Source organism: Chryseobacterium sp. CS3K3.1 (assembly GCF_059515165.1).
In genome coordinates this window covers 275975-299723 of sequence record NZ_JCAKRV010000001.1, presented here as the reverse complement: position 1 = coordinate 299723, position 23749 = coordinate 275975, and the positions used below count along the sequence as shown (strand labels likewise).

Annotated in this window: 21 protein-coding genes; 5 read left to right on the top strand and 16 right to left on the bottom strand. The window is 33.9% G+C overall.

The window, feature by feature from the left end:
- Positions 1 to 80 precede the first annotated feature (80 nt).
- From AC5YGI_RS01290 to AC5YGI_RS01215, 16 genes are all read right to left on the bottom strand, one after another.
- Entirely contained in the window at positions 81 to 635 is a 555-nt protein-coding gene (locus AC5YGI_RS01290) for a hypothetical protein (protein WP_496167323.1), read from the bottom strand.
- Positions 636 to 865: 230 nt separating this feature from the next.
- Positions 866 to 1348, bottom strand: coding sequence for an SMI1/KNR4 family protein (locus AC5YGI_RS01285; RefSeq protein WP_496167322.1), 483 nt, complete (start codon positions 1346 to 1348; stop codon positions 866 to 868).
- Between the two features lie 367 nt (positions 1349 to 1715).
- Positions 1716 to 2072 carry a hypothetical protein gene (locus AC5YGI_RS01280; protein WP_496167321.1) on the bottom strand — a complete coding sequence of 119 codons (357 nt, stop codon included), beginning with the start codon at positions 2070 to 2072 and terminating at the stop codon, positions 1716 to 1718.
- Between the two features lie 334 nt (positions 2073 to 2406).
- Positions 2407 to 3051, bottom strand: a complete 645-nt coding sequence (locus tag AC5YGI_RS01275) for a hypothetical protein (protein WP_496167320.1) — start codon at positions 3049 to 3051, stop codon at positions 2407 to 2409.
- Between the two features lie 78 nt (positions 3052 to 3129).
- Positions 3130 to 3783, bottom strand: a complete 654-nt coding sequence (locus tag AC5YGI_RS01270) for a hypothetical protein (RefSeq protein ID WP_496167319.1) — start codon at positions 3781 to 3783, stop codon at positions 3130 to 3132.
- A 273-nt stretch (positions 3784 to 4056) separates the two neighbouring features.
- Positions 4057 to 4287: a hypothetical protein gene (locus AC5YGI_RS01265; RefSeq protein WP_496167318.1), complete on the bottom strand. Its 231-nt coding sequence runs from the start codon at positions 4285 to 4287 to the stop codon at positions 4057 to 4059.
- A gap of 95 nt (positions 4288 to 4382) precedes the next feature.
- A complete protein-coding gene (locus AC5YGI_RS01260; protein WP_496167317.1) occupies positions 4383 to 5288 on the bottom strand; it encodes a hypothetical protein in 906 nt (301 codons plus the stop codon).
- A gap of 5 nt (positions 5289 to 5293) precedes the next feature.
- Positions 5294 to 7315: a hypothetical protein gene (locus AC5YGI_RS01255; RefSeq protein ID WP_496167316.1), complete on the bottom strand. Its 2022-nt coding sequence runs from the start codon at positions 7313 to 7315 to the stop codon at positions 5294 to 5296.
- Positions 7316 to 7386: 71 nt separating this feature from the next.
- Complete coding sequence (locus AC5YGI_RS01250) at positions 7387 to 11208, bottom strand: hypothetical protein (protein WP_496167315.1); 3822 nt, start codon at positions 11206 to 11208, stop codon at positions 7387 to 7389.
- A gap of 6 nt (positions 11209 to 11214) precedes the next feature.
- Positions 11215 to 13389 carry a hypothetical protein gene (locus AC5YGI_RS01245; protein WP_496167314.1) on the bottom strand — a complete coding sequence of 725 codons (2175 nt, stop codon included), beginning with the start codon at positions 13387 to 13389 and terminating at the stop codon, positions 11215 to 11217.
- Between the two features lie 26 nt (positions 13390 to 13415).
- Positions 13416 to 14033, bottom strand: a complete 618-nt coding sequence (locus tag AC5YGI_RS01240; RefSeq protein ID WP_454510851.1) for a leucine-rich repeat domain-containing protein — start codon at positions 14031 to 14033, stop codon at positions 13416 to 13418.
- A gap of 13 nt (positions 14034 to 14046) precedes the next feature.
- Positions 14047 to 14805 (bottom strand): leucine-rich repeat domain-containing protein, encoded by a 759-nt coding sequence (locus AC5YGI_RS01235; RefSeq protein ID WP_446107032.1) that lies wholly within the window; start codon positions 14803 to 14805, stop codon positions 14047 to 14049.
- 8 nt (positions 14806 to 14813) lie between these two features.
- Complete coding sequence (locus tag AC5YGI_RS01230) at positions 14814 to 15455, bottom strand: leucine-rich repeat domain-containing protein (protein ID WP_496167313.1); 642 nt, start codon at positions 15453 to 15455, stop codon at positions 14814 to 14816.
- 227 nt (positions 15456 to 15682) lie between these two features.
- A complete protein-coding gene (locus AC5YGI_RS01225) occupies positions 15683 to 15853 on the bottom strand; it encodes a hypothetical protein (protein WP_167497887.1) in 171 nt (56 codons plus the stop codon).
- A gap of 235 nt (positions 15854 to 16088) precedes the next feature.
- Positions 16089 to 17126 (bottom strand): patatin-like phospholipase family protein, encoded by a 1038-nt coding sequence (locus AC5YGI_RS01220; RefSeq protein WP_446107031.1) that lies wholly within the window; start codon positions 17124 to 17126, stop codon positions 16089 to 16091.
- 190 nt (positions 17127 to 17316) lie between these two features.
- Complete coding sequence (locus tag AC5YGI_RS01215; protein WP_110008332.1) at positions 17317 to 17817, bottom strand: M15 family metallopeptidase; 501 nt, start codon at positions 17815 to 17817, stop codon at positions 17317 to 17319.
- Positions 17818 to 18042: 225 nt separating this feature from the next.
- Here AC5YGI_RS01215 and AC5YGI_RS01210 point away from each other — a divergent pair, with 225 nt between their 5' ends.
- From AC5YGI_RS01210 to AC5YGI_RS01190, 5 genes are all read left to right on the top strand, one after another.
- Positions 18043 to 19395 (top strand): Na+/H+ antiporter, encoded by a 1353-nt coding sequence (locus AC5YGI_RS01210; RefSeq protein WP_330744911.1) that lies wholly within the window; start codon positions 18043 to 18045, stop codon positions 19393 to 19395.
- Positions 19396 to 19626, top strand: coding sequence for a hypothetical protein (locus tag AC5YGI_RS01205; RefSeq protein ID WP_330744912.1), 231 nt, complete (start codon positions 19396 to 19398; stop codon positions 19624 to 19626).
- A 155-nt stretch (positions 19627 to 19781) separates the two neighbouring features.
- Positions 19782 to 20120, top strand: coding sequence for a Y-family DNA polymerase (locus AC5YGI_RS01200; RefSeq protein ID WP_330744913.1), 339 nt, complete (start codon positions 19782 to 19784; stop codon positions 20118 to 20120).
- A gap of 259 nt (positions 20121 to 20379) precedes the next feature.
- Positions 20380 to 21720: an SIR2 family protein gene (locus tag AC5YGI_RS01195; RefSeq protein WP_496167312.1), complete on the top strand. Its 1341-nt coding sequence runs from the start codon at positions 20380 to 20382 to the stop codon at positions 21718 to 21720.
- Entirely contained in the window at positions 21717 to 23744 is a 2028-nt protein-coding gene (locus tag AC5YGI_RS01190; RefSeq protein WP_330744915.1) for an ATP-binding protein, read from the top strand. The genes AC5YGI_RS01195 and AC5YGI_RS01190 overlap by 4 nt, the downstream gene beginning before the upstream one ends.
- The last annotated feature ends 5 nt before the right edge of the window (positions 23745 to 23749 follow it).

The following is a 23749-nucleotide window of genomic DNA, read 5'->3' as shown; positions in this document are numbered from 1 at the left end:
ATTCATGGTAAAGTTTTATAAGACAAATATATGCGGTTAATGCGACAAAAAGTGTCGTGTTTTATTTTTTTGTTGGAAATTTATTGCCCGTAATCTATGAAAGAACTCTTATTTATGAACATATGGAATGAAGTAGGGGTAACTTCTATCTTTGAAATAGGACTATTGGAAATAACGAAAGTTGTTGTATCACTCTGTACATTTTCTGTAAATGACTTTCCTCGCAAATTTGTTTTTACCATATCTTTGAAAACCTGAGAAGGCGTTTGGAACTCCATAAATAAGTTATCCAAATATTCAGTATTTCCTCCGAAGTCAGTTTTTACTCCATCTTTAAAATCGAATTGTATTTTTTTGATATCTTTTCTTTTAGATGATTCTTTTTTTGTTTTCATATCATAATCTACAATTCCTGTCCAGATAGGTAGTGGATTTGCATATTTGTTTTTGAATACTTTGATAATGGTTGCCACTAAATCATTTAAAGAACATTGCAATAACAATTCCTCCAAATGTTCTTCCTTATTCATATTTTCCAATGTATTAGGATCATGTATTTCCTGATCGAGTGCAGTTAATCTGTACTTTTCAGGAGTAGTATAAAATAAAATTTCTAAATCTTTATCTGTTATCATAATTTATAATGTTTTTATGGTTTTTCATGTAGCTTTTTAATACTGTTATCCATACTTTTATAAAGAAGAATTTTCAATTTGACTTATCGAGGATGAAAAATTTATAAAATAGAAACGGTAACTGTAAGTTACCGTTAAAAATTATAGTTTATTAATAGAATTTATTTTTTAAACTGATTTAATAGATAATGGAAGGATTTGCTTAAATAAGTATAGTATATAATCTAAAATTAATATCCTCTTTGGGCAAACAAAATGGATTTATCTACCAATTCATCAACAAATTGACTGAAAGTATCATTTAGTTTGATAAGTATATTGGGGTCTTCATCATCCTCTCCATAAGTAGTGAACCATACAGCGGGATTTTCTGTTCCCTCATTAAGATAGAAGAAGAAAAACTGCTGAAATCCATCTTTTTCTGAGATTACCCAAAAAGGTTTATTGATAGGGATTTGAAACTGTTCTATCGATTTCTCCAGTCTTTTTCTAACATCATCTTTCACCAGCATATCTATACTGCTATTGCCTTCAGCAAGTCTCAAACTACCAGTATAATCTCCTGCTAGATATAAAAATTCTTTATAAACAAGAGGAAACTTTACATTCAGTCTTTTCTCTATTTTTTTTATTGCGTCTTCAGAAATTCCCTCAATTGTTCGTCTGTTAATTGTTGGGTTTTCTTTTAGTTTTTTTAAATATATAATTTCCATTGTTTAACTTTTAATTATACCTAGTTTTTTAAATCATTGTTATTTTGAATATGACCGAAATCGTCATATCTCGCCGCTTCTACTTTTATATTTTAATTTTATACATTTCTTGTCTTATCCTCTATTAATAAAATTATTAATTTTTAGATTATCTTTCATTGCTGTCATATATTCTATTGTCATAGCTATTTGATTTTATTAATACGGTTTTATGGAGATTGAAAGTATATTTTGCTAACATAATTTCTTAAGATTCCTGTAATTTAGATGATAAGCTTTTGATACTCCGCATTCTGTAATTCAAAAGGAGTTTAAAAGATAGTCCTCCAGCTGGGAATAGGTAGCGGGAGAACTTAAAATATGGAGGTCAGGGACACGCAATTATAAAAGAATTAATATTATTTTGTCTATCAAATTTTGATGAAAATTCAAGTAATTGATCTAACTCTTCTGGTGTATAAGAATCTGTAGTATGTTTGTTTTGAATAATAGATAAAGCCCAATGATAGGGAGTTTGGTGATTTATGTAATCCACACTTTCATAATCTTCAAGATTATTTAATAAAGAGATAAAGTAATAGTGAAATTCATTCTCAATAATCTTCTTGTTGAAAAAATCAGTAATGAGTAGACAAAGAAATTCAAAATACTTTTCTCTTAAAAAGATTTTCTCTTGACCATCGTCATCTATAAATAAAAATTGGCTATTTTTAATATGTTTCACAATGTAAATTGTTTCTGTATTGTTGAATTCAAAGAGTTTAAAAGAGGGTTATCCAATTGCGAGGGTAGCCGACGAAACTTTATACTAAGAGGCTGTCTCAAAAGGTAAATTAACGCTCTGAGAATTTCCTAAATGACAAAAGTTGTCAGGCAGGAGTCCGAGAGAGGGGGGACTTTTGAGACAGCCTCCTTATATATTATTGATCAAAAATATTCTTTCCTTTTCGATCTACCCATCCTTTTTTTGCTTTCCGGAGTTTAGAACCTGGCAAAAGCTCCAATGTGGAATTTTGGCTTTGAAATGTTTATTATTATGCTTAAGTTTTGGACATATCCTATTTACAGTTTTGATCAGGAAGAATATCTTTACTGAATAATTCTAAAATCATCCGTTCTTTTTCCATGGACCAGTCGAAATATTGATATTCTTGATCGGTAAAATTATATCTGTCTTTTCCATTATCAGGGAATGCAATAAACTTTTTAAATTTCCCATCTCTTTTAAATAATAATAAAATCTTTGGAAATTCTTCTTGGATACAATCACAGCCGACACTATTAGATAATCCTGTTCTGACAAAAATATTTTTTTTAGAGTAATTAAACAGAATATTTGATAATCTTTCTTTTTCTAATGAAGAAATCATTCTGATTTGATTATGAAATTTAGTATCCAAGTAATTTCGAGGCTCATCTACATTTTTAATAAAGTTAGGATTTGCTATATAAATTGAATCATACTCATTAAAAGGAAATATTTTCGTTCTTTGTATTGATGGAATCGAAAACCTTTCATAGTATTTATTATCAAAATCACCAGGATTTATTTCTCCTTTATTTTTTAATAATAAATCTCTTTTATATTCTTTGCAGTTCTTTTGACAAAATTTCACTCTAAGTGAATCTAAATCATTTACTTTCTGAGAATAAAAAAAATTACATAGTAATAAGACTGCCAGAAAAAGGATATTATTTTTCATGTTATATTCTTGATGTTGCAGTAGATTATATTCAGGGTAAATTTTATAAACAAATACATTTAATGGTTAGTAGAATGTTTATTTTTCTAACATCCAGTTGTACCTCTGTCCATTAGAAAGCTTATTGTAGATTATTTCAATATAAAACAATTTGTTAGTAATGTATACAATAGCTGGATATTTATTATCTATTAAAAATGTTTTTTCTCCATTAATCTTTACCACAGAGCCAAGATTATATTTTTTCTGAATAGTAGTATCATTATAGATGTCCTTTTCAGAATATTTAATATTTGAAGAATTTAATAAATTTTTCAACTGCTCTAAACTGGTAATTGTAGATTTATTTTTTGAACCTGAATTATTTTCAAGTAAATTGTCTATAAGATATACCTTGGAAATAAGGCTGTCATTTCTGTAGTGATAGTAGACAAACTTATTATCGTTTTCTTTATCAAAATATTCAAGAACAACAGGTTTATCAATATAAATAAGTCGTCCTAAAGGTTTAGTGCTTCTGGATGTGCGAATATTATCAGGCTTGATATTTGAGTAAAAAATATTCTTTTCAGATGATGTTTGCAGAGGTAAAACGTTATTATACTCGTATAATGACATTTTTTTGATTTGATTTATAGTTTTAGGTTGAATATCAGTTACTAGTAAATTTTCTTTGCTGGTACACGATATTAAAATTATTACAATTCCAAGATATTTTGATATTTTTTTCATATTATTTTTTTTTAATTAGGTCTTCTTGTAAAAGTTCTAAAATTTCTCCTATGATAAAATCTTCATCTAATTTTTCAGAACTTCTTAATATTTGTTTATAACCACCAATAGGTGTCCCAGATCCATTTGATATATCTGCTTTTTCATAAAAATCATGATAAATCGGAGAAAGTGGGATAGGGCTTCTTTCATCAAAAAATTTATCAATAATCTTAGTTTTAGAATCAACATCACTTGCATAAGCAATAATCTCTAGTAAACTTTGTATTGGTTTTACAAATTTAAGAGGGATCTCAACATATTTTTTTCCGTTTTTATGATAAGATCTGAACCATCCTCCTGATAGCCATCTTTATATTCCTCTTCGCAAAAAAGCTCACCAGTGTCATAGTACCGTAAAACAATACCTGTAAAAGGGCTGCCATTGTGATAATATATAGGAACTCCTCCGCCATCTAAACGGTTACATGTTAACTCGCTTTCTTTTATTTTTAATACTTTCATACGTTTAATTGGCTCCCATTTTTTACATGTGATGAATATAGCAAGAATGTGACAGTTTAAAAAATATAAGCCACAGCATTGCTGTGGCTTATATATTATTGATCAAAATATTCTTTTCCTTTTCTGTCTACCCAGCCTATTTTACCATCTGGAGTTTCAAACCTGGCGAAGGCTCCAAGATAAGGTTCAAGTTTTTTATATCTTGGATCGGTGCCTATATAAGGATAGAAGGTAGACAATCCGTCTTTTTCCAGATACAAATAATTTTGATAAGGAATAATTTTTTTATAATGAAATGGAATAATTTCTTTTTGTTCTTTGAAATCCCAAACACCATACTTTCCATTTAATTTAAGTATAATGTATGTGTGTTTTAGAGGTTTGTAAAGAGTTTCTTCAGTATAATCGGGTGATGATGTTTTTTCGAAGTAATCTGAAATATGAGAATTATAAAATGATAAAATCATTAAGTTTTTTTCATTGTTTACAAACCTGGCATCTTTCCCATCTTTAATTATTTTATAATTGAATTCTCTCGGATAATTTTCCTTTCCAAAATATTCTTTCCGTATATATGTTACACCATTATTTGTTATCGTATAGTTTTCCAGAGCTCTGTCACTTTTAACAAATAGATCTTTTTGTGATCCAATTTTCAATTTAGAAACATCAATTTGTTGTCCTTTGTTATTAAATGTTTTTATTTTATTGTTTTTGGTAATTATTTGAAATATGTCCATTGGAATAAAATATTCATATGCTTTAATATTCTGATCTAAGAGCGTTAAATCATTATTATACAAATCAAATTTATTACCCTTTTTAGCTATTACTAAAAAATCTGTGGAGACATCATCATAAATAGCAGGAACTAAATTTTTACCATCTATCCGAACACCATATTTGCTATTTTCTTCAAATTTTTCTGGAAGATTTTGAGCTTTAAAGCATATAGTAGTCGATATAGTAGCAAATAGTGTGATTATTAATTTATTTTTCATAATTATTATTCTATCAAACGAAGATAATTATTTTTAACTCCAGTATCAATCATTTTTTTCCATTGCCATTGATAAAAAGATTTATACTCAAACTTATTGTTTCTTGGTGCTGCTTCATTTCCATCTGCATCTCCATATTGAGAGTAGTCTAGGAAGTTTTCTAAAGTTTCAGTTTGGGGAAGAACAATTCCTATTTGTTTTTCTTGGCGGGATTTGTTTGCTTGTAAGGCTATAATCTCGTTTCTACGCGTTTGAATAATTGAATTAAATGTAAGAGGAGTTTCTCTTTCTACTCTTTCTTGTTTTTCTTGCTCAGTCTCAGTTTGATCATGTAATACAACAACTTTAGCATCAATATTTTCTTCCATGTGCAAAATAACACTATTAAAAATATTTTTAACTTTCATGTGCTCGTAATACCAGCATTTATCTTCTATATCTTTAATAAAATACACTAAAAAGCTGCTTTCAAAGCTTTCAACTGAAAGTTCTTCCTTCTTTTGTGAAAGGATATCGTATAAACCACTATATATCCAGTCTAGACGAATATATTTTTCATATTCAGAGCTTTTTTGCTTTAATGTTAAGAAGTTTTGTATTTCTTTTTCTTTAGCATCAATTTCTCCCTGTATTCTTTCTACACTACGCTTAGCAACATCTTCCATAGTATGGTTCAGTCCAAAAGCATGTCCTAATTCATGAATAATTAAAGCTTCTGTTTTATCGTCTTGTTTTCTTTCTTTCTCCGCTCTTTTATTGGCTTCTAAGGCGTGGTTGAAAATATGAACGGTACCAAAGCCAGTTGCAGAGAATGCCCGGACATTATCTTTTTCTCCTTTAGTTCTTGCTGATTCGAGATCATTACTATAAAACAAGTAAGTAATATTGTTCTTATTTATAGTGTTGTCTCCTTTGTATTTTTTTTTCAGTTCTTTATATTTTTGATAAGCTTTGTTCACCCTATCGCTTTTCCATGCATTTGTCGCTCGTTTTTCTTCGTAAAATTTAGCTGCTTTTTTTAAATCCGAAGTTTTTCCAAAATTAAATTTATCCTTAAACCCTTGAATCATTTCATAAGCAAGAGTCATTAGCTCTTCATTAATGTTTTGTTTTTCTTGTGCGTCAGAATTATAGGCTGCAAATCTTGATTCTATTAAATTATTATAAGCAAGTTTTTGGCTCCTATCAAGTCTTAGTTTACCTTCATCTGTAAAAAAAAGCTTTTTGTTCATAAATTCATCTAAAGAAAAGGTAACCGTTTTCGTTGTAGGAGCTAATGTAGCCTGAATGTATGCCTGGTTAAAAGATTTATTGTTAAAATATGGTAAAAGTTTGTTCTCAATAAAATCATCATGTTTGGGCAGAGATGCTAATTCTGTACTTGCTTTTTTACCGAAATTGATTAATACTGGCTGAATAGTCGTTCGATACAGTTTGGAGTTTGCTTTTACGATTAACCTTCCAACAATTTGGTTGTTGTATTTAGCAACAATACTTATGTCATTTTCAAAACTTTCTTTACATTCAATATTGATTTTGAAATACTTTATATTATTTAGTATTTCGGGATCTTTTTTTGTTATATTCAGTTTGGATGTGGTTTTTGAAAATGTTTGAGCATTTTTGTCCCATTCTTTACATTCATATTCTAGTATTTCTTCGCCTCCAGAAGTACCTTTTGCTTTTACATATAAAGAGACCTCGGTCTTAGGCCAAATACTTAAATATGGGCAAACATAGTCGTTTATAGAAATTGCATTTGCGTCTTTTAGTGATTTACCATTTTTATCAAAATAGTAAATAAAGCTTTTTTGTGGTGAAGTAACTAAACTATATCTGTCATAACCAAATTTTCCGAAGTATTGTGAATCCTCATTACCTAATTTGTCCTCAATACTTGTTTTTGAACGATAAAAAGTAACATCACCTTCAAGCTTATATTTTGAGTATTTCCTTCTGTCCGTTTTATAGACATCCACATCTGCCAAACCAATCTTTGCTAGGTTTCTAATATCTATATTTTTCATTTCTTAAGTTTTTTGAAATTAAAAATTGTAAAAAATAGCGGTGATATTTCACACCGCCATTAAGGTAAATTCTATCCAACAATTGTTGTAGGCAATGTTGTAGCTCCGTCACTATGTGACAATTGTGCATCTTCATCCAATCTGAAACTTGTTTCAAACTCCAATTCTGAAGGGTTTTCACAATTCTCAGGGGCATTTTCAGGGAAAATCGGTAATGGCTGATTTACCGGAAGTCCTGTAGATTTATCCTGAAGGATCGTTAGGGTAGTAGGGATTCTGGTAATCCAGTATTTACCCTGAGGCTCTCCGGTTGGCTGTCTCATTTCGTCCACGATACTCATGTACATTGGATCTCCGATTACCGGAACAGAACCGCCATTCCAGATCAATCCTGTTTCAAGGAAGAACTGAACCGCTGCTTCGAAACCTGGTTTTACGGTAACGATAATCCTTGCCATACCTGCCTGCAGGAAACTTCTGAACAATGGGTCCATACTTTCGCTGATATAGAATTCCTGCCAGCTCTTACGGTTGGCCCAATAGTAAGGATAGAAGGTATAATCCATGATTTCCCATTCAAATGCCTGCTCCATGAACTTGGCAAGGGCTGTATATCTGTCCAGATTTTCATTCAGGTATACCTGGAAATTATCCATGGTTGTTTTCTCATCAGCACCATTGGTTGTTTCCTGACCTAATGTATAAAGGTAATCCTGTAATAAATAAGCGATACAGTTGTGCTTTAAGACATCATGTTCCATATAGCGGTAGAAAGTATCCTGTCTTTCTTTAAGCTGAGCTTCTTTTTCTTTTTGCTCTGCATCCAGCCTTGCCTGATCTTCCTGGAATTTGGCATAAGCAGCTTCATAGGCTTTAATAATATCATTAAAACTGTCTGTTTTCCACTTGTTGATAAAGGCATCGCTCAGCTCACAGTTCACAACGACTTTGATGGTATAACTTCTTACGTTGTGGCCCTTCACCTGGAAAGATACATTACCTGTGATATTGAAACCAGATGACCCATCGTCAAAATTAAGGTCTCCACCACGTTCAGAACGGCCAATCATATCTCCTTTTAAGTTAGAGAACATCACTTCAGAATAACGTGACCCTGACCATCCACCACCTCTGTTTCTGGTTGATCTGCAGGCAAAGCTTGCATTTTTTCCGGCATAATTGTCCGGGATGGTAAACTGTGTATAGTCAATTCCAAAATCATCATTTGTCTGAGGAACGCTGGAAGCAGTATGAATTACTTGTTTGGTTGCTTCCGGGAATGCCTCTAAAGTTACTCCGTATTCCTGAGCCCAATGCTGGATCTGTACAATCGTTGCAGATTTTGGATCTGCCATTAACCATGGTTCCGGTGCTTTTCTTGGATCTACAGGAGCTTTAAGTACCTGAGCTTTGGCAACAGTAAGAGCCAGACGGTGTAATCTTGAAGGTTCAGGAACCATAAATTCAAACATCGTACGCTTACCATAGTTGTAGATCTGGTTTTTCATTTTCTTGTCGATCCATCTGTAAACTCCGGTAATGTGTTTAGGCTGTGCAGCTTCAGCATTATCAGTGTTGGTTACCTTTCCTCTGTTATCATATTCATGAACATTGGTTTCCGTATATTCCTTGATGATTTTCTGAACTCTTTCTTCTGAAATTTTAGTAAGAACTCTTTCCATTGCTCTTTCTGTAATTTCCTGAGATTTCATTACGGCTTGTCTTGTACTGTCGTGCTGTGCTGAGTTATTGGCATAATCTGCTCCGATTTCAAACTTCATGGCACTGTCATTTCCATAGCTGAATCTTGTGTAGGCAGAAATACTCTGCTGCTTTTCAATTTCTTTCGCAACTTCGGTCTGCATATCCGTTCTGGAAGTTTTGGAAGTGTCTGACATCTTCTCTGTTTCCTGAGATTTGGAAGTTGTATCTGTAATTTCAGAGTACTCTCTGGAAACGGAAGACTTATGTCTCAGTTCGCTTGCCATAACGTTCTCAATATTGGAAACCTCTCCCGGAACATAAGCATGAACACTTTGCACGACTTTCATATAATCTGCTACTCCCAATCTTTTGATCCCGAAGTTTTTACGTTTTTGGGTTGTACCTGGTTCAGGTGTTCCTGGGTTTTCCACTGCTGCACGCTTCAGAGTCAGCATTCCGGTAAGGTTTAAGTCTTCTTTCAGATATTGTGTGGCAATCTCTCCATAAGCCTGGCTTCCGTTATCAAAAATAATTTCTATTTTGAAACTAAAGCTGGTTCTGAATCTGTTTACTAAAGCCGCAGGTAAGGTAATTTTATTATCAACTACAGAAATATTGCTGTAATTTTCTTCGAAAGTTCCGGCAGCATCTGTTGTAGCTGTAATTTTAGCATTGGCAACGCTCCACGAAACATCTTCAACTTCAAAAGAAAAATTAACAAATCCTCTGCTGCCTGCTACTACGTAAGCACTGTGAGCATATAAGCTGTATGCCATCGGTGTTCTGGCTGTATTCTGAATAAGAGGTATTGAAGCTCCGCCGATATTGGCATACTGTTGTTCCGGAAGAGGACTATTTTGAAGTGCGGTCTCCATGGAAGCAGAGATATTGTTTCTTACAACAAATAAAGCATCAGCATAGCTTTCAATCTCATCATCAAGAACAATGGTCTGAGCGCCCATTCTTAAGGTGTCGTGCGAAAGGATCTGAAGGTTGTCTGTATCTTTTGCCACAGAAGTTAAGCTGGTTGTAGATTCACCGAAAAGTTCTACAAAAAGGTCGAAAGATTCCGGAGAAAGCTTTGCCTGCAAATCTTCCAAATTGATTTCATTTTTGTACGTAAATACGAAAGGAGCAACTTCATATTCTTTCAAAGTGTTGTAAAGGCGTTCTTTTTCTTCTTCGGACATGTCCGGAGTGATTTTACTGTCTACTTCTGCCAGCTTTCTGTCATACAGTTCCAAACGCTCTTTGTTTTCTGCCATATATTTGGAATACTCATCTTGATAGACCTGATATCTGGATTTATAGAACTTTTTCTGAAGCTTTTCCAGCTCGGAATTCAGTGTGTTCAGAGATTCTTTTCTGTGGATCGCTTTGCTGGATACAAAAGAAGCTCTTGCTTCAGACTCTAATCTTTGAACCGTTCTTGCTGCCAAAGCCGGTTCGGAACCTTCAGCGTTTGCAGATGAAACTAAAGATGCCGTTTCTGTATCCTCTGAAAATAGAATGGTAGGAAGTATAATTTTTCCATCCATTGCCTTTTCCAATGGTTTTTCTCCATTAATTTTGATGATTTCCTGATCTGTAAGGTCCTGGTTGCTGGCAAAACCAAGCTGAATAGCCATTAAAATGTGGCTGATGGCTTCTTTAATATAGAAATCTCCCTGGGTAACAATCTGATAAATATAATTATTCCAAAGCTGGGAAAATATAGCAATTCCTTCTGCGTTCAACTGTCTGTTGGTATTAATAAGGCTTTTGTAATAATCCGTAACGAACGTCCAGTCAGTGCTTTCTAATGTTTCTTTTTTAGAAAGCTTTCTTCCGATCATCAGAAGATCTTTAAATGCTCCTTCTTCGATTTTCTTCTCGCTTTCGAATCCGGAATTGTTAAACTCACCGGCAGCCCTTTTCATGGCTGTAAATTTTAAAGTTTTGGCAGGTCTTCCAACGACTGCTGTATCAAAGACACCGGTTACTCCTTTAGGTCTGTGGATAAATCCTAAGTTTTTGTCTTTAATTTCTGTCAATTGCGGGTTTCTCAGACTTACAAATCTGAAAAGTGATTGTGATGCGTTATTGGTATTCATAGGGTTTGTTTCTTTGTAGTTAATAATTCCTTCTCCTATTAAGGATTTTCCGACAGTAAATGCGGATTTTACTGTTGATGTATTATTTGTTGACATGGTTGCTTATTTTTTTGTGTATTCAAGGGTTAGGGTAAATGAATTGATAAGAGAATAATTGTAATCAGGTACATTCAACAGCTCAATAATAGCTCTTTCTCTTTCAATTGTGATATAGGCTTTTGTTCTCCATTGGTTGCCTGCAAATGCCGCTTTAAGATCATCCCATTCTGTAAACATTTCGTTGGAGATAATGGTTTCAAGATCCGGGAATTCAGGTATTAAATCGATTTCACCTGTTCTCGGAATCTGATTCAGATACAAGGTCTTTTTATAAACAGGCTTGCCGTTGATCCATTTTCCGCCTGTCAGCTCTTCTTTGGTGCTGTAGGAATGCTGTTTGTCTGCATATTGTTTCTGGATGTAATCATTTTCCTGTGCGTTGTCTCCAAAATAAGTTTTAGAACTTAATCCTCTGGCATCTGTTGTTTCATGCTCTATAAGCACAGGTTCATCAATGTTCGGACTTGCAAAAATTCCTTTTACACCTCCACCGTTTGTCTGTCTTAAAGCGGCACCTACACCGCTCAGCATCAAACGTGAGCCTTGTCCATAAGCGAAAACACCATTTTCTTTACTTACATCTACACTGGAGGCATTTGTTCCATCTAAATTGCCTGAAAACATCATTACAGACTCAGGAAATAAACCGAGTGCACTTTTTACACCATCAAGTTCATTAGTTCTGTAAATGATTCTCTCTTCTGGGTCTTCATCTGTAAACTGGATATTACCTGTCACTGGAGCTCCCGTCCCAGTTCCTGTTAATGAAATGAAATCAGTAAAGTCTGATAGGTTTTTATATCCCAATACATTACCGGCATTCAGAACCGCTACTTTTGTATAGGTATTATCGGCCAGTGGAGTTCTTCTTGCACTGATTACAGCATCAAAATCCAATGTTCTTGCGGCAAAATCGCCACCAATTAATGGAGTGACAAGATCGTGACGTCTTGCTACCGGATTGGATTCAATCACCAGCTTGTTGAATATTGAACCTCCTAACGGGGCATTACAGCCGATAACGACATTGTTATCTCCCCAAACACCCATAGCATGAGTAGTAGAGGCTGCATTATATCCGATAAAAGTATTGGAGCCCCATGCGCCTGAAGTTGTCGCTTTACCATGAACATACCCTGCAAAAGCACCTAAAAAAGTATTCTGGGTTCCATTAGTTAAGGAATAAGCAGCTCCAAGACCCAGCGCGGTGTTATTGGTTCCGGCAATATTTTTGTTTCCTGCCTCATCTCCGATATACGTATTTCCGTTTCCTGTTGTTGTTTCAGTTCCCGCCTGTGTTCCAAAAAAAGCATTGAAATTACCCGTGGTAAGTTTAGCTCCGCTTGAAACACCGGTTGCTGTGTTCCATCTTCCTGTAGTGGTTTCATTTAAAGCGTAAGAACCAAGTGCTACGTTATTTGATCCTGTAGTTAACTTTGATAATGTATTATAACCAATTCCCAGTCCGTAAGCTCCGGTGTGATCCGTGTTCAAATTTCCAAACCAGAAGGAATACGTTGTAGGACTGAAATTGATTTCGCCTGCTCTGCCCTGGCTTGGCTGAAAAATAATAGGTTTGGTTGTTCCGTTACCTCTGTCAATGACATTTTGTAAATTATCATTCCCGCTAAAAGTGGGTTTGTCAGAAAGGTCATTATAACTGCCTGTTACAGCTACTTTTTTCAGGATAACTTTTTCCTGTCCTTCCTGTGACAATGTAACACTTCCATCTGCATTGGTGGTGGGAGTGATACTGAATTCCGAAAGATTAATCTGAAAGGCAGAGCCGTCATTCTGGGTAATGGTAATAATATTTTGAGAGGCATCATATGAAGCATTCTCAATATTGATATCACGGGTTACCAAGCTGCTTAAATCTACGGATTTGCTTTGCTGAACCCCATTCTCACCCGTATAAAATACCGTTAAGACGTTTCCATTCAATTGCGGAGCCTGAATAGTTGTTTGAGTTTCAATTTTTTCTTTCCAAAGCTGAGCATTCTGCGGATTTATATTGGATGCATTTGCATCTGCTTTTTGTGACAGATCATAATCTAATTGAGCTGCAGGAATCTTTTCATCTTTGTGCCAGTATGACTCCTGCCATTCCCAGAATTCTTCCTGTACCGGAATATCTCCGTTTTCGAAATATTTTTTTAATTCTTGTTTTGTTTTCATTTGCTTAAAAATTTAACTGATTGGGTTTATCTGTATGTAATAATTCCGATTGGAATACCTGATCTGCTCAGATCTAAACCTTGTGGTGCAGAGACTGTTTGTAGTGAAGGAATGGCAAATGCATTTTCTCCTACAGAGGTGACTGAATCTGGAATATATAAAGCTGTTAGGTCGTTGCTTGTTGATAACTGAAATGCTGATGATTCAATAGTTTCTACTCCCTCTTCTAATATTATTTTTGATATCCGGGCGTTACCACTTGCAAAAGCGAATGTTTCTATTGTTTTACATGAACCAGGAATTGTTATGGTTCCCTTTAGGTATTGAGAGTTAAATGCTCGAGCTTTTATCCTTTCAAGAGATTTAGGAAAAATAATTTTTGAAATGCGTGGTACGGATACTGAAAAGATAAATCCTCCAATAGTTTTTATACCTTCAGGAAAAACAATGATATTATCAGTTCCAATAATTTCTGTACTATCCGTTGGCGAATAGGCAAATTCTGTATAAACAGGCAGATCAAGTGAAGTATTGTTTAGTTTCTCGTCTTTATGCCAGTAAGAGTCCTGCCATTCCCAGAATTCTTCCTGTACCGGGATATCTCCGTTTTCGAAATATTTTTTTAATTCTTCTTTTGTTTTCATTTTTCTAAAAATTTTAATTGATGAGTTTTCCTCCCACGATTTCTACTGTGCTGTCAAAAGAATAAGGTAAATAGGTCGTTTCCGGGCCTAGTGTTACTTTTGTAAGCTGGTTATCTCTGAAAGCATTGTTTTCAATCTTGAGAACACTATCGGGAATAATCACTGAGGTGAGCTGATTACTGACAAAGGCATCAGATCGAATTTCCGTTACTCCATTGGGAATCTCAACAGATGTGAGTTTATTGACAGAGAAGGCACCTTGTGAGATAACTGTTATTCCTTTAGGAAGGCGGAGCTGTGTCAGCTGATTGGCTGTGAATGCCTGTATTCCAATGTTGATAATGCTGTCCGGAATAACTAAAGACGCCAATCTGTTATTATAAAAAGCCCAATTGGGAATTTCGGTTACCTTTGGAGGAATTGTAATGGTCGTTAAGCCTCCGTTACTAAATGCTCTTTCCTGGATACTTGTTACAGAGTCAGGGATTTCTACATCAGTTACCTGCAGACCTGCGGTGAAATTTTGGGGAATAGTGAGTGTTCCTTCTTTTATCACAATTTTTCTCTTTGAAAAGAAAGCTAATGAAGCATTTTTATCAGCATCTATTTCAGCATAGAGTATGTTGAATGTACCATTCTCCAGACCTGCAACTTTCTGCATGTCAATTTTTTCATCCTTATGCCAGTAAGCGTCCTGCCATTCCCAAAAGTCTTCCTGTTTTGGGATATCTCCGTTTTCGAAATAGAGTTTTAATTCTTGTTTTGTTTTCATAATGTTATTTACATGTCAATGATTAAACTTCCACCCACAACTGTTGTTTGGGCATCAAAAGCATCAGCGTAATATAGGGTTGAGTGCTCCAGCCTTACATACAGTAAATCAGGATTGTTGCTAAATGCTTTGGAACCAATCATGGCAACCGAAGAGGGAATAGACAAAGAGCTGATTTTGTTATAGCTAAAAGCTGAATTTTTAATTTCTATAAGCCCTTCAGATAAGGATAATGTTGTGATCTGATTGTTAGAAAATGCATTATCATAGATGGTTTTAACCTGAGCGGGAAGATGAACATATTTAATAAGGTTATTGCTGAAGGCCTCTTTCCCAATGGTAGTAACGCTGTCAGAAATTGATATTTCTGATATCCCTGTATTAAGAAGAAACCTGTCGGGAATGTATAGTGTTCCTGCTTTAATAAATATTCTTTTGACTTGTAAATGAGCCAGGGAAGCATTTCCATTTTCATCTATCTCAGCATAAAAGTCATTAAAACGGGGTAATCCGTTTTCCAGACCTGCGATTTTTGCCATATCGATTTTCTCATCCTTATGCCAGTAAGCGTCCTGCCATTCCCAAAAATCTTCCTGTTTTGGGATATCTCCATTTTCAAAATAGAGCCTGAGTTCTTCTTTTGTTTTCATAAAACGTTGTGTGATTTGTTGGTTAATAAATTGATTATTGTATCCCTTTTTTAGTGGAGGATGCACTTTTGCTATATTTTCAGACATAGTTCTGGCTGTCCAGCATTTTGTGAATGGTGAATTCAAAGGGGTTCGGGGTTGTTTAATGAGATTGCTGTGCGTGTATTACAGAGATTTAAAGGTAATGTCGGACAGCATCAGAACTTGTCGTGTTTTTTTAATTGTATTTAAAAAATATCTTCTTCAGGTATTCCTTTTTCAAAATCTTCTCTGAAGAAGTTTTCAATGTCGTTGAGATAGTTTTCATAATCCATCTCAGCATTTTCGATATCACTCCATTCTATCGTATAGAGATCTTCATCGATGAGTATATCTGTATTGTGATCTGGTGTTTCCATGTTTTGTGTGATAAGGTGTTGGTTATATTTTTTTGAACATATTTCAGGCTGTTCAGCATAGGGAAATGTTGAATTCAAAGGCTTTTTAAAGTTTTTTAGATTGTTGTTCTGTGTCTTTTTTGATACTCCAAAGGTAGTGGGGCGAAACGACAAAACTTGACGTGTTTAAAAAAGATTTTTTAATTTTTAAATATAATCTTAATAACTTATATAAGGTAGTTATAAGGTAAAAAGCTTATATTTTATTTTTGATGAGTTTCTGAACAATCTGGTTCAAAGTTTCTCTGTTATCATCAATATAGCTCAGTCCGGCCTGTATCAGATTCTCAATATTGGACCTTCTTACATTATCCATGGCGGGAGAAGCATTTTTTAGTGAAGGATTCAAGCGGTAATAATTTTTTTGATTTCTAAGTCCCAGCGTCTGAAACATCTGTTCCAGCTGGTAATCCACTGTTTCTGCATTGGCAGACATCAGAATGTCAACAATAGGGCTTACCCAGCCAATTTTTCCTGCTTTTTCCAGTCTTTTAAAAGAGTAAGGCCTTGCTTCGATCCCTGTTCCGATAGAAACCATTATCATATCGTTTACCGTGGGATGGTTAGCTTTCTGATGATTTTTTAAAACTTCTGCAAAAGGAATCTTTCTTGCCTCTGCATAAGCGCACAATGCGGGATTATTGGCAAACATACCGCCATCAATCAAACTGAAAATCTGGCCATACATTGATTTAATCTGAACAGGACTAAAATAGGTAGGAGCCGCTGAAGTCGCTCTGCAGATATCCCTCACATAGAAATTGTCTGTGCTGAGGTTGGCTTTCCAAGAGTTGAAAAGCTTTGCCCTTCTGTTTTCTATATCATAACTTGTTATCAAACATGGTTTTATTAATTCTTTTAATTCTAAATTTCCAAAGAAATCATGTAAATTTTTTTCCAGAGCTTCCTGGGAAATTTTTTCATTCAATAATCCGAATGGATTAACCAGTTTTTCCCAAAAGGAAACCTGGAAGATGTCGCCGCCCTTTTCAGCATATAATTCCAATCCTTTCTGAATAGAATATTTTGCTTTTCGGGTTTCATCAGGAGAGAGAATAATAGAAGCAATCAGACCTCCGGTGCTGCTGCCAGCTACCAGATCAAAATAATCTCCCAGCTTGGCGGAAGGCTTATCATAATACTGGAGCTGTTCTTCTATGTAACGCAGAATAATGCAGGTTACGATTCCCCTTATTCCACCTCCGTCCAAAGAAAGAATGGTTGTCTTTTTCATGTGATATTTTTAATGGTTTGTTAAAAGGACACATGCAATCTTACATCTACAGAATCTGTTGAATATTTTAAAAATTGTGGAGATTCTATACTTAGATTTCATTGCTTTTTTGTTGTTTTCTTATAAAGCAAAGGTAGTCTGGGGAAGCGACAGAACGTGTCGTATTATATTTAATTTCAAATAAATGAGACTAAAAAATAACGTAATTCTGCTGGTCTTTTGGCATCTTCAAAAGCGTTCTCCAGCTGGTTTTTACAGGTCCTTTTTTAGAGGGAATTGTCTTTTTTTCAAAGTGGGGAAGGTCTTTAAATGTTTTCCAGTTTCCGCCCCAATCCCAGCCGTGGCGGGCAAAGATTTTTACACATTCGTACCAGTCTGCAACGTTGTCATTATCCCAGTCTTTTGCCGTATCCCAACTTGCTGTTTTTCCGTCAATCATAAGACAGATGTCTACCGCAAGGCCATAATTGTGAATGCTTTGCCCTGCCTTGGCATTGGTTACTTTTTTTCCTGAAGTAATTCTTCCGATTGCATAAAGCTTTTCCTGCTCTTCAAAAGATCTTAATCCCTGAGTGATCCGCACTTTAGCTCTTCCGGTAAGTGCTTCATCACATTCCTGTATAATTTGCTTCACTTCATCTCTTACCAACGGGTGAAGTTTCTGAATCCGTTCTAAGGTTACTTTGTCCATATTTCTTATTTTCTTGTAGGACAAAAGTATAGCGCGGATGCGACGAAACTTGACGTGTTATATTTAAAATTTTATAAATATTCAACCTGAGGTGAAAAACATTTAGGAAAAAGATTGGGAAATGGTTAAATTAATCTGTATAACTAAAAAATAAAAAAAAAATGTTTTTAAATTTTTAAAAATCAAATAGAAGTGGTAAATATGATGGATAAAACACAATAGTACATGCATACGATCCTACCTTTTTTATTGGCCATGGTGGCAGCCATTGTGCTGCTCAATATGTGGGCTGCCAAATTAAAAATTGCTTATCCTGTTTTACTCGTTGTATTCGGACTGCTTGTTAGTTTTGTGCCAGGTCTTCCGGTGGTAAAGATCAATCCGGATCTTATATTTTTTATCTTTTTGCCTCCTCTTTTGTTTGAGGCTGCATGGTCAATTTCCTTTAAAGAAATGAAAAGATGGTGGCGTATTATCGGAAGCTTTGCTTTTTTAGTGGTCTTTTTTACAGCGCTGGCAGTAGCGGTGACAGCGAATTATTTTATTCCCGGATTTACACTTGCTCTCGGGTTTTTGCTGGGAGGCATTGTGTCTCCACCGGATGCTGTGAGTACAGGAGCCATTATGAAATTTGTAAAAATACCATCCACTACATCTGCGATTCTGGAAGGAGAGAGTCTGTTGAATGACGCTTCCTCTCTTATTATATTCCGTTTTGCTCTGATTGCTGTAGGAACCGGACAGTTCGTATGGCAGGAAGCTTCTCTGGATTTTTTATGGATGGTAATCGGAGGTGCAGGAATCGGGTTAGTACTGGCATGGTTTTTTGTACAGGCTCACAAGCGGCTTCCTACAGAAGCTTCTTCTGATATTGCCCTGACCCTTATTGAACCGTATCTGATGTATTGGGTCGCAGAGCAGTTTCACTGTTCCGGAGTTTTAGCTGTAGTTTGTGGTGGGTTGTATATGTCTGGAAAACGAATGATATTTCTAAACAGTACCAGCCGTATCATGGGGTATAGCGTATGGGAAAGCTTCGTATTTATTCTGAATGGCATCGTATTCTTAATAATAGGGCTCGAGCTTCCTGAAATTGTCGGAGGGCTGCGGTCAGAAGGAATTCCTTTGAGAATTGCTATCCAATATGGAGTGTTGGTGACCGGTATTCTGATTGCCGCCAGAATCATAAGTTCTTATGCCGCCATGCTGGCTACATTGATTTTCCGGCCAAGTGTCGCTCCCCGTGCTTCTTCTGCAAGAAGACGTCTCCTGATGCCTTTGATGCTTGGATGGACAGGAATGAGAGGTGTTGTCTCACTGGCCGCTGCCCTGGCCATTCCGATTACCCTTGAAAACGGACTCCCTTTTCCCAACAGAAACCTTATCCTATTCATTACTTTCGTGGTAATCTTGCTTACCTTACTCGTACAGGGACTTACTTTGCCTTACTTTATAAAATATGGACATGTATTTGATGATTTCACAGATGAAGAAAAAGATAAAAAGACACGGGAAGAAATAAAATATAAACTAAAGCAGCATGTCTACCATTTTCTTAAAACCAAGCATGAAACCTAATTGAACAGCCATGCAGGATTAGAAAGAATGCTGAAACAATGGGAAGAAAAGATCCAGACCAATAATACTGAATGGATGAATGAAAAGGCCAAAGATATCTTTTTTGAAATGCTGGAAAGCCAGAGACAGTTTCTTTCAGAATTGAATAAAGATACTTCCGTGAATGAAGAAATTATCCGCCATCAGCTCTATCAGCTCGACCTCGAGGAAGAACGGTTGAGAATGATTTAATCCTGATCCCAGTGAATATTTTTTGAAAACAAAATTACAGCACTAATACGACAAAACATGTCGTATTTAAAAATTTTATTCATTTGTTTTCAGAGTGTTAAATATGATGTTAATTATGGCTTAAAAGATTATTTTATTCTTTAAAAACTATAATTTTGTATAGATTTTACTATGCAATTGTCATGTACGCTCTGGTAGATTGTAACAATTTTTTTGTTTCCTGTGAAAGGACTCTAGATCCCGATCTTGAAGGCAAACCCGTTGTGGTTCTTTCCAACAACGATGGATGTGTTGTATCCAGAAGCAAAGAAGCAAAAGATCTGGGAATTCCCATGGCTGCTCCTGCATTCAAGTACAAAGAGCTTTTCCAAAAACATGATGTGAAAAGCTTTTCTGCAAAATTTGAACTGTATAATTACAAAAGCCAGCAGGTTATTAATATTGCCAAATCGTATGTCCTTGACCATGAGGTGTACAGTATCGATTATCAATAGTTATTTTTAATCGTAACTTCAGTTCAATTTATGATGATAATATATTGATTTTTAGATTGTATTTTGATAATAATGTTTCGATATAATTATCAATTTGTTATTTGATTTCGGATCCAATTCACATCTGTTACTTTGGATTTGTACTTTAGTTTTTACGGGAAACCATATTGTTAATATTAAATATTTGTGGATATTTGCTATAATGCTAGTTCCCAATAAAATATGATTAGCATGTAAAAACTAATAAATCAACTCCAATATGCCATTATTTTTTTATAAAGGAAACGAGAATACTATCGAATACAAAAATACTCAATCTGAGAATGTACCAACTCAAAAAATTAAAGATGCTTTTTTAAAGGTCTTAGATAATAAGAATTTATCTTTTTTATTAGGCAGTGGTTGTTCATCGTATGAAATTGAAAATAAATCGGAAGCTGGAACTGACTCTCAAAATGTAAAAATCCAAGTTGGTATACCAATTATGGTCCCCATGGCAAAGGAGTTTTATGGTTCTGAAGCTTTTAGGGAAAAAAAAGAATGGCTAAAAAGCAGCTTAAAAATTGATGTAGATGCTTCTCCATTTGCAACCAATCTTGAAACTTTTTTATCGACGCTTCATAATTTGTCTTTCTATCATTTAAGTATTTTAAGTGATCATGATAAAAAGGAAGCTGTTACAATAATTAACGAAGGAAAAAAAGAATTCGCTATAAGAACTGATTTTCAAAAAATAGAAACTATAATTATAGATGCTCGAAATTTCTTATTACGAAAGTGTATAAATGAATCGAATATTAATTCTGGATTGGATAATGAATTGATTGAGTTGTATAAAGAATTCTATAGGAAATTACTTTCTAGAAATTCAACTTTGCCACGATTAAATATATTTACAACAAATTATGATTTATACTCAGAACGTGCTATGGATTTACTCGGAATTCATTATGTAAATGGTTTTACAGGTGGAATAAGTAAATTCTTTAATCCTGCAATTTTTAATTATGCACTTGCGGAAAAAATGGATTTATCACAGTCTAAATGGAGTGTTATTGATAATTTTTTCTACCTCTATAAAATTCATGGTTCAGTAAATTGGATTGAAGAACAAGGAGAAAACAAACTCTTTAAAGTTCGTGAAATTCAGGAAGCAAAATATGATATTTTAAAAGAAAAAGATAATATCATGATTCATCCTACTCCTTTAAAATATAATGCTAGTCTTGGTAGTCCATATTCAGATTTATTCAGAGAGTTCCAAAAAAAGTTAATGCAAAATAATAATATCCTTATAACACTTGGATATAGTTTTAGTGATGAACATATAAATAACATAATATTTCAAGCATTTACAATTCCATCTTTCAGATTAATTGTAGTTGGTGAACCTAAAAATGGAAATTCTATTGAAAAACTACAAAAGTTAAATGATTCAAGAATATGGATTGTTGGAGGTAAAGATGAATTGGATAGTTCTGATTATCCCTTACATTATTTTAGACGTTTTGTTTATGAAATGTTACCTGATTTAACGGCTGACGATTTGGATAAAAAAATGGAAACGACATTAAATAATTTGAAAGATTTACTAAAATGACAAAAGAGGATAAACAAAGAGTAATTGGTAAAATAGTAACAATTAATTCTGATCGTTTTAGCGTAGAACTTTTAAGTGGGCTGGATAATTTTAATATGAATGGTTATGATGACATACATTATTTTGCGCAATTAAATAGTTACGTTATTATTCCTTACCAGAACTATCATATTGTAGCAGAAGTTGCAGGTGTAAGAGAAAAGGATCTAAATCTTGCATTCTCTAACCCAACTGATCAAATCCTTAGTAAAATACAAGCAGGAAAATTTCTAGATGTTTTACCAATTGGTACTATAAAGGCTAATAGCAAGAACGAAGATTTTGAATTTGGTGTTAGTGTATACCCATCTTTATATTCTGATGTCTTATATATTAAAGAATATGAATTGGATGTTATATTTAAGACTAATAAATTGAAAGAAATAAATTGCCAGAAGTTAGAAGAATGTGCTCAAGGTGATTGTAAGTGTGATAGTAAATATACTTCTTTACCAATAGGAAAATCAATAATTTTTCCAGATTATGAAGTAAAAATTGACATAAATAAATTTTTTGGAAGTCATTCTGCTGTTCTTGGAAATACAGGTAGTGGTAAGTCATGTACAATTTCATCTATGTTGCAAACATTGTATAAATTTAAAAGCTATAGTGCCACTGGAAGTACATTTGTTTTTTTTGATGTAAACGGAGAATACAGCCAAGCTTTTGGAGAAGTAAACATTGAGAATAAAGATATTGAAGTAAAAAACTTTACTATCGATTATATTGAAAAAAGTAATGATAAATATGAGAAATTTATACTACCACATTGGCTTTTAAATATTGATGAATGGGCATTATTATTAAAAGCGAGCGAAAAATCTCAATTACCTATTTTAAGAAATGCTCTTGCCCTTGCTGTATTATTTCAAATGAATTACACTGATAAGATAAAAAATCACATCTTGGCTTCGTGTATTACCCAGATTTTAAGAGATGAGACTAGTAGTCCATCAAAAAAAGACAGAATAAAATCAATATTACAAAAGTTTAATACGCCTGAAATAAATTTGGCAATTCGCTGCGGAGTTGGAGATTTTAATAATGGATTAAGAAATGTTTCTTGTACAATTGAAAATTGTCTTTTTATTCATTTTGGGGAGATGAAAGGCATTAAATATTTATACGATTATTTAGAACAGAAAGATGAAGATGGTGAATATAAATTTTTAGATTCAGACTTTTCACTTCCGTCTTATCAAGGTAATCAATTTTTTGATTTTAAATTTTTAGATGATGCTTTGGATCTTGCAATTCTATATGAAGAAGCTCATGGCAATCGTCAAATTAGAGATTATTGTTCATCATTAATAACTCGATTTAAAAGTATTAAAGAAAGAGAAGATTTTAATTTCTTGACTAAAAACAGAGTTGATATTGATAGTTTTAGTTATTTGAATAAGTTTTTAGGTATAGATGCGGAAATAAAAAAATCTCAAATAATTGTTTTAGATTTAAATTCGGCAAATGATGAAACGACAGAAGTAATATCATGTGTTCTTGCGAGACTTATATTTGAAAAATTAAAGATTGTAATTGAAAGAAATATATTTCCAGTAAACTTAGTTTTGGAAGAAGCACATAGGTATTTATCAACTAATGCAGGAAAAGTATTTGGAGATGCTAATAACATTTTTGAACGTATAGCCAAAGAGGGAAGAAAGTATGGAATGTTTTTACTTGTATCTTCACAAAGACCAAGTGAACTATCAAAAACGGTCTTGTCACAGTGTAGCAACTTTATTGTACATCGAATTCAAAATCCTGAGGATTTATCCCATATACGACAAATAACTCCTCATATATCAGAGACTGTCCTAAAACGTCTTCCATCAATTCCAATACAGCACGCATTAATATTTGGTCACTCGGTGAATTTACCAACAACTTTTAAAGTAAATGATGCAAATCCTAAACCGAAAAGTGACAATAATGAAATAAGTGAAAATTGGTTTAAACCAAGGAATCATCAAGTAAAACTATAAAAACT

Bases quoted from the DNA above. Each gene is read 5' to 3' on its own strand.
- AC5YGI_RS01290 (WP_496167323.1), bottom strand. From the start codon at position 635: ATGATAACAGATAAAGATTTAGAAATTTTATTTTATACTACTCCTGAA.
- AC5YGI_RS01285 (WP_496167322.1), bottom strand. From the start codon at position 1,348: ATGGAAATTATATATTTAAAAAAACTAAAAGAAAACCCAACAATTAAC.
- AC5YGI_RS01275 (WP_496167320.1), bottom strand. From the start codon at position 3,051: ATGAAAAATAATATCCTTTTTCTGGCAGTCTTATTACTATGTAATTTT.
- AC5YGI_RS01270 (WP_496167319.1), bottom strand. From the start codon at position 3,783: ATGAAAAAAATATCAAAATATCTTGGAATTGTAATAATTTTAATATCG.
- AC5YGI_RS01265 (WP_496167318.1), bottom strand. From the start codon at position 4,287: ATGAAAGTATTAAAAATAAAAGAAAGCGAGTTAACATGTAACCGTTTA.
- AC5YGI_RS01260 (WP_496167317.1), bottom strand. From the start codon at position 5,288: ATGAAAAATAAATTAATAATCACACTATTTGCTACTATATCGACTACT.
- AC5YGI_RS01255 (WP_496167316.1), bottom strand. From the start codon at position 7,315: ATGAAAAATATAGATATTAGAAACCTAGCAAAGATTGGTTTGGCAGAT.
- AC5YGI_RS01250 (WP_496167315.1), bottom strand. From the start codon at position 11,208: ATGTCAACAAATAATACATCAACAGTAAAATCCGCATTTACTGTCGGA.
- AC5YGI_RS01245 (WP_496167314.1), bottom strand. From the start codon at position 13,389: ATGAAAACAAAACAAGAATTAAAAAAATATTTCGAAAACGGAGATATT.
- AC5YGI_RS01240 (WP_454510851.1), bottom strand. From the start codon at position 14,033: ATGAAAACAAAAGAAGAATTAAAAAAATATTTCGAAAACGGAGATATC.
- AC5YGI_RS01235 (WP_446107032.1), bottom strand. From the start codon at position 14,805: ATGAAAACAAAACAAGAATTAAAACTCTATTTCGAAAACGGAGATATC.
- AC5YGI_RS01230 (WP_496167313.1), bottom strand. From the start codon at position 15,455: ATGAAAACAAAAGAAGAACTCAGGCTCTATTTTGAAAATGGAGATATC.
- AC5YGI_RS01225 (WP_167497887.1), bottom strand. From the start codon at position 15,853: ATGGAAACACCAGATCACAATACAGATATACTCATCGATGAAGATCTC.
- AC5YGI_RS01220 (WP_446107031.1), bottom strand. From the start codon at position 17,126: ATGAAAAAGACAACCATTCTTTCTTTGGACGGAGGTGGAATAAGGGGA.
- AC5YGI_RS01215 (WP_110008332.1), bottom strand. From the start codon at position 17,817: ATGGACAAAGTAACCTTAGAACGGATTCAGAAACTTCACCCGTTGGTA.
- AC5YGI_RS01210 (WP_330744911.1), top strand. From the start codon at position 18,043: ATGCATACGATCCTACCTTTTTTATTGGCCATGGTGGCAGCCATTGTG.
- AC5YGI_RS01195 (WP_496167312.1), top strand. From the start codon at position 20,380: ATGCCATTATTTTTTTATAAAGGAAACGAGAATACTATCGAATACAAA.
- AC5YGI_RS01190 (WP_330744915.1), top strand. From the start codon at position 21,717: ATGACAAAAGAGGATAAACAAAGAGTAATTGGTAAAATAGTAACAATT.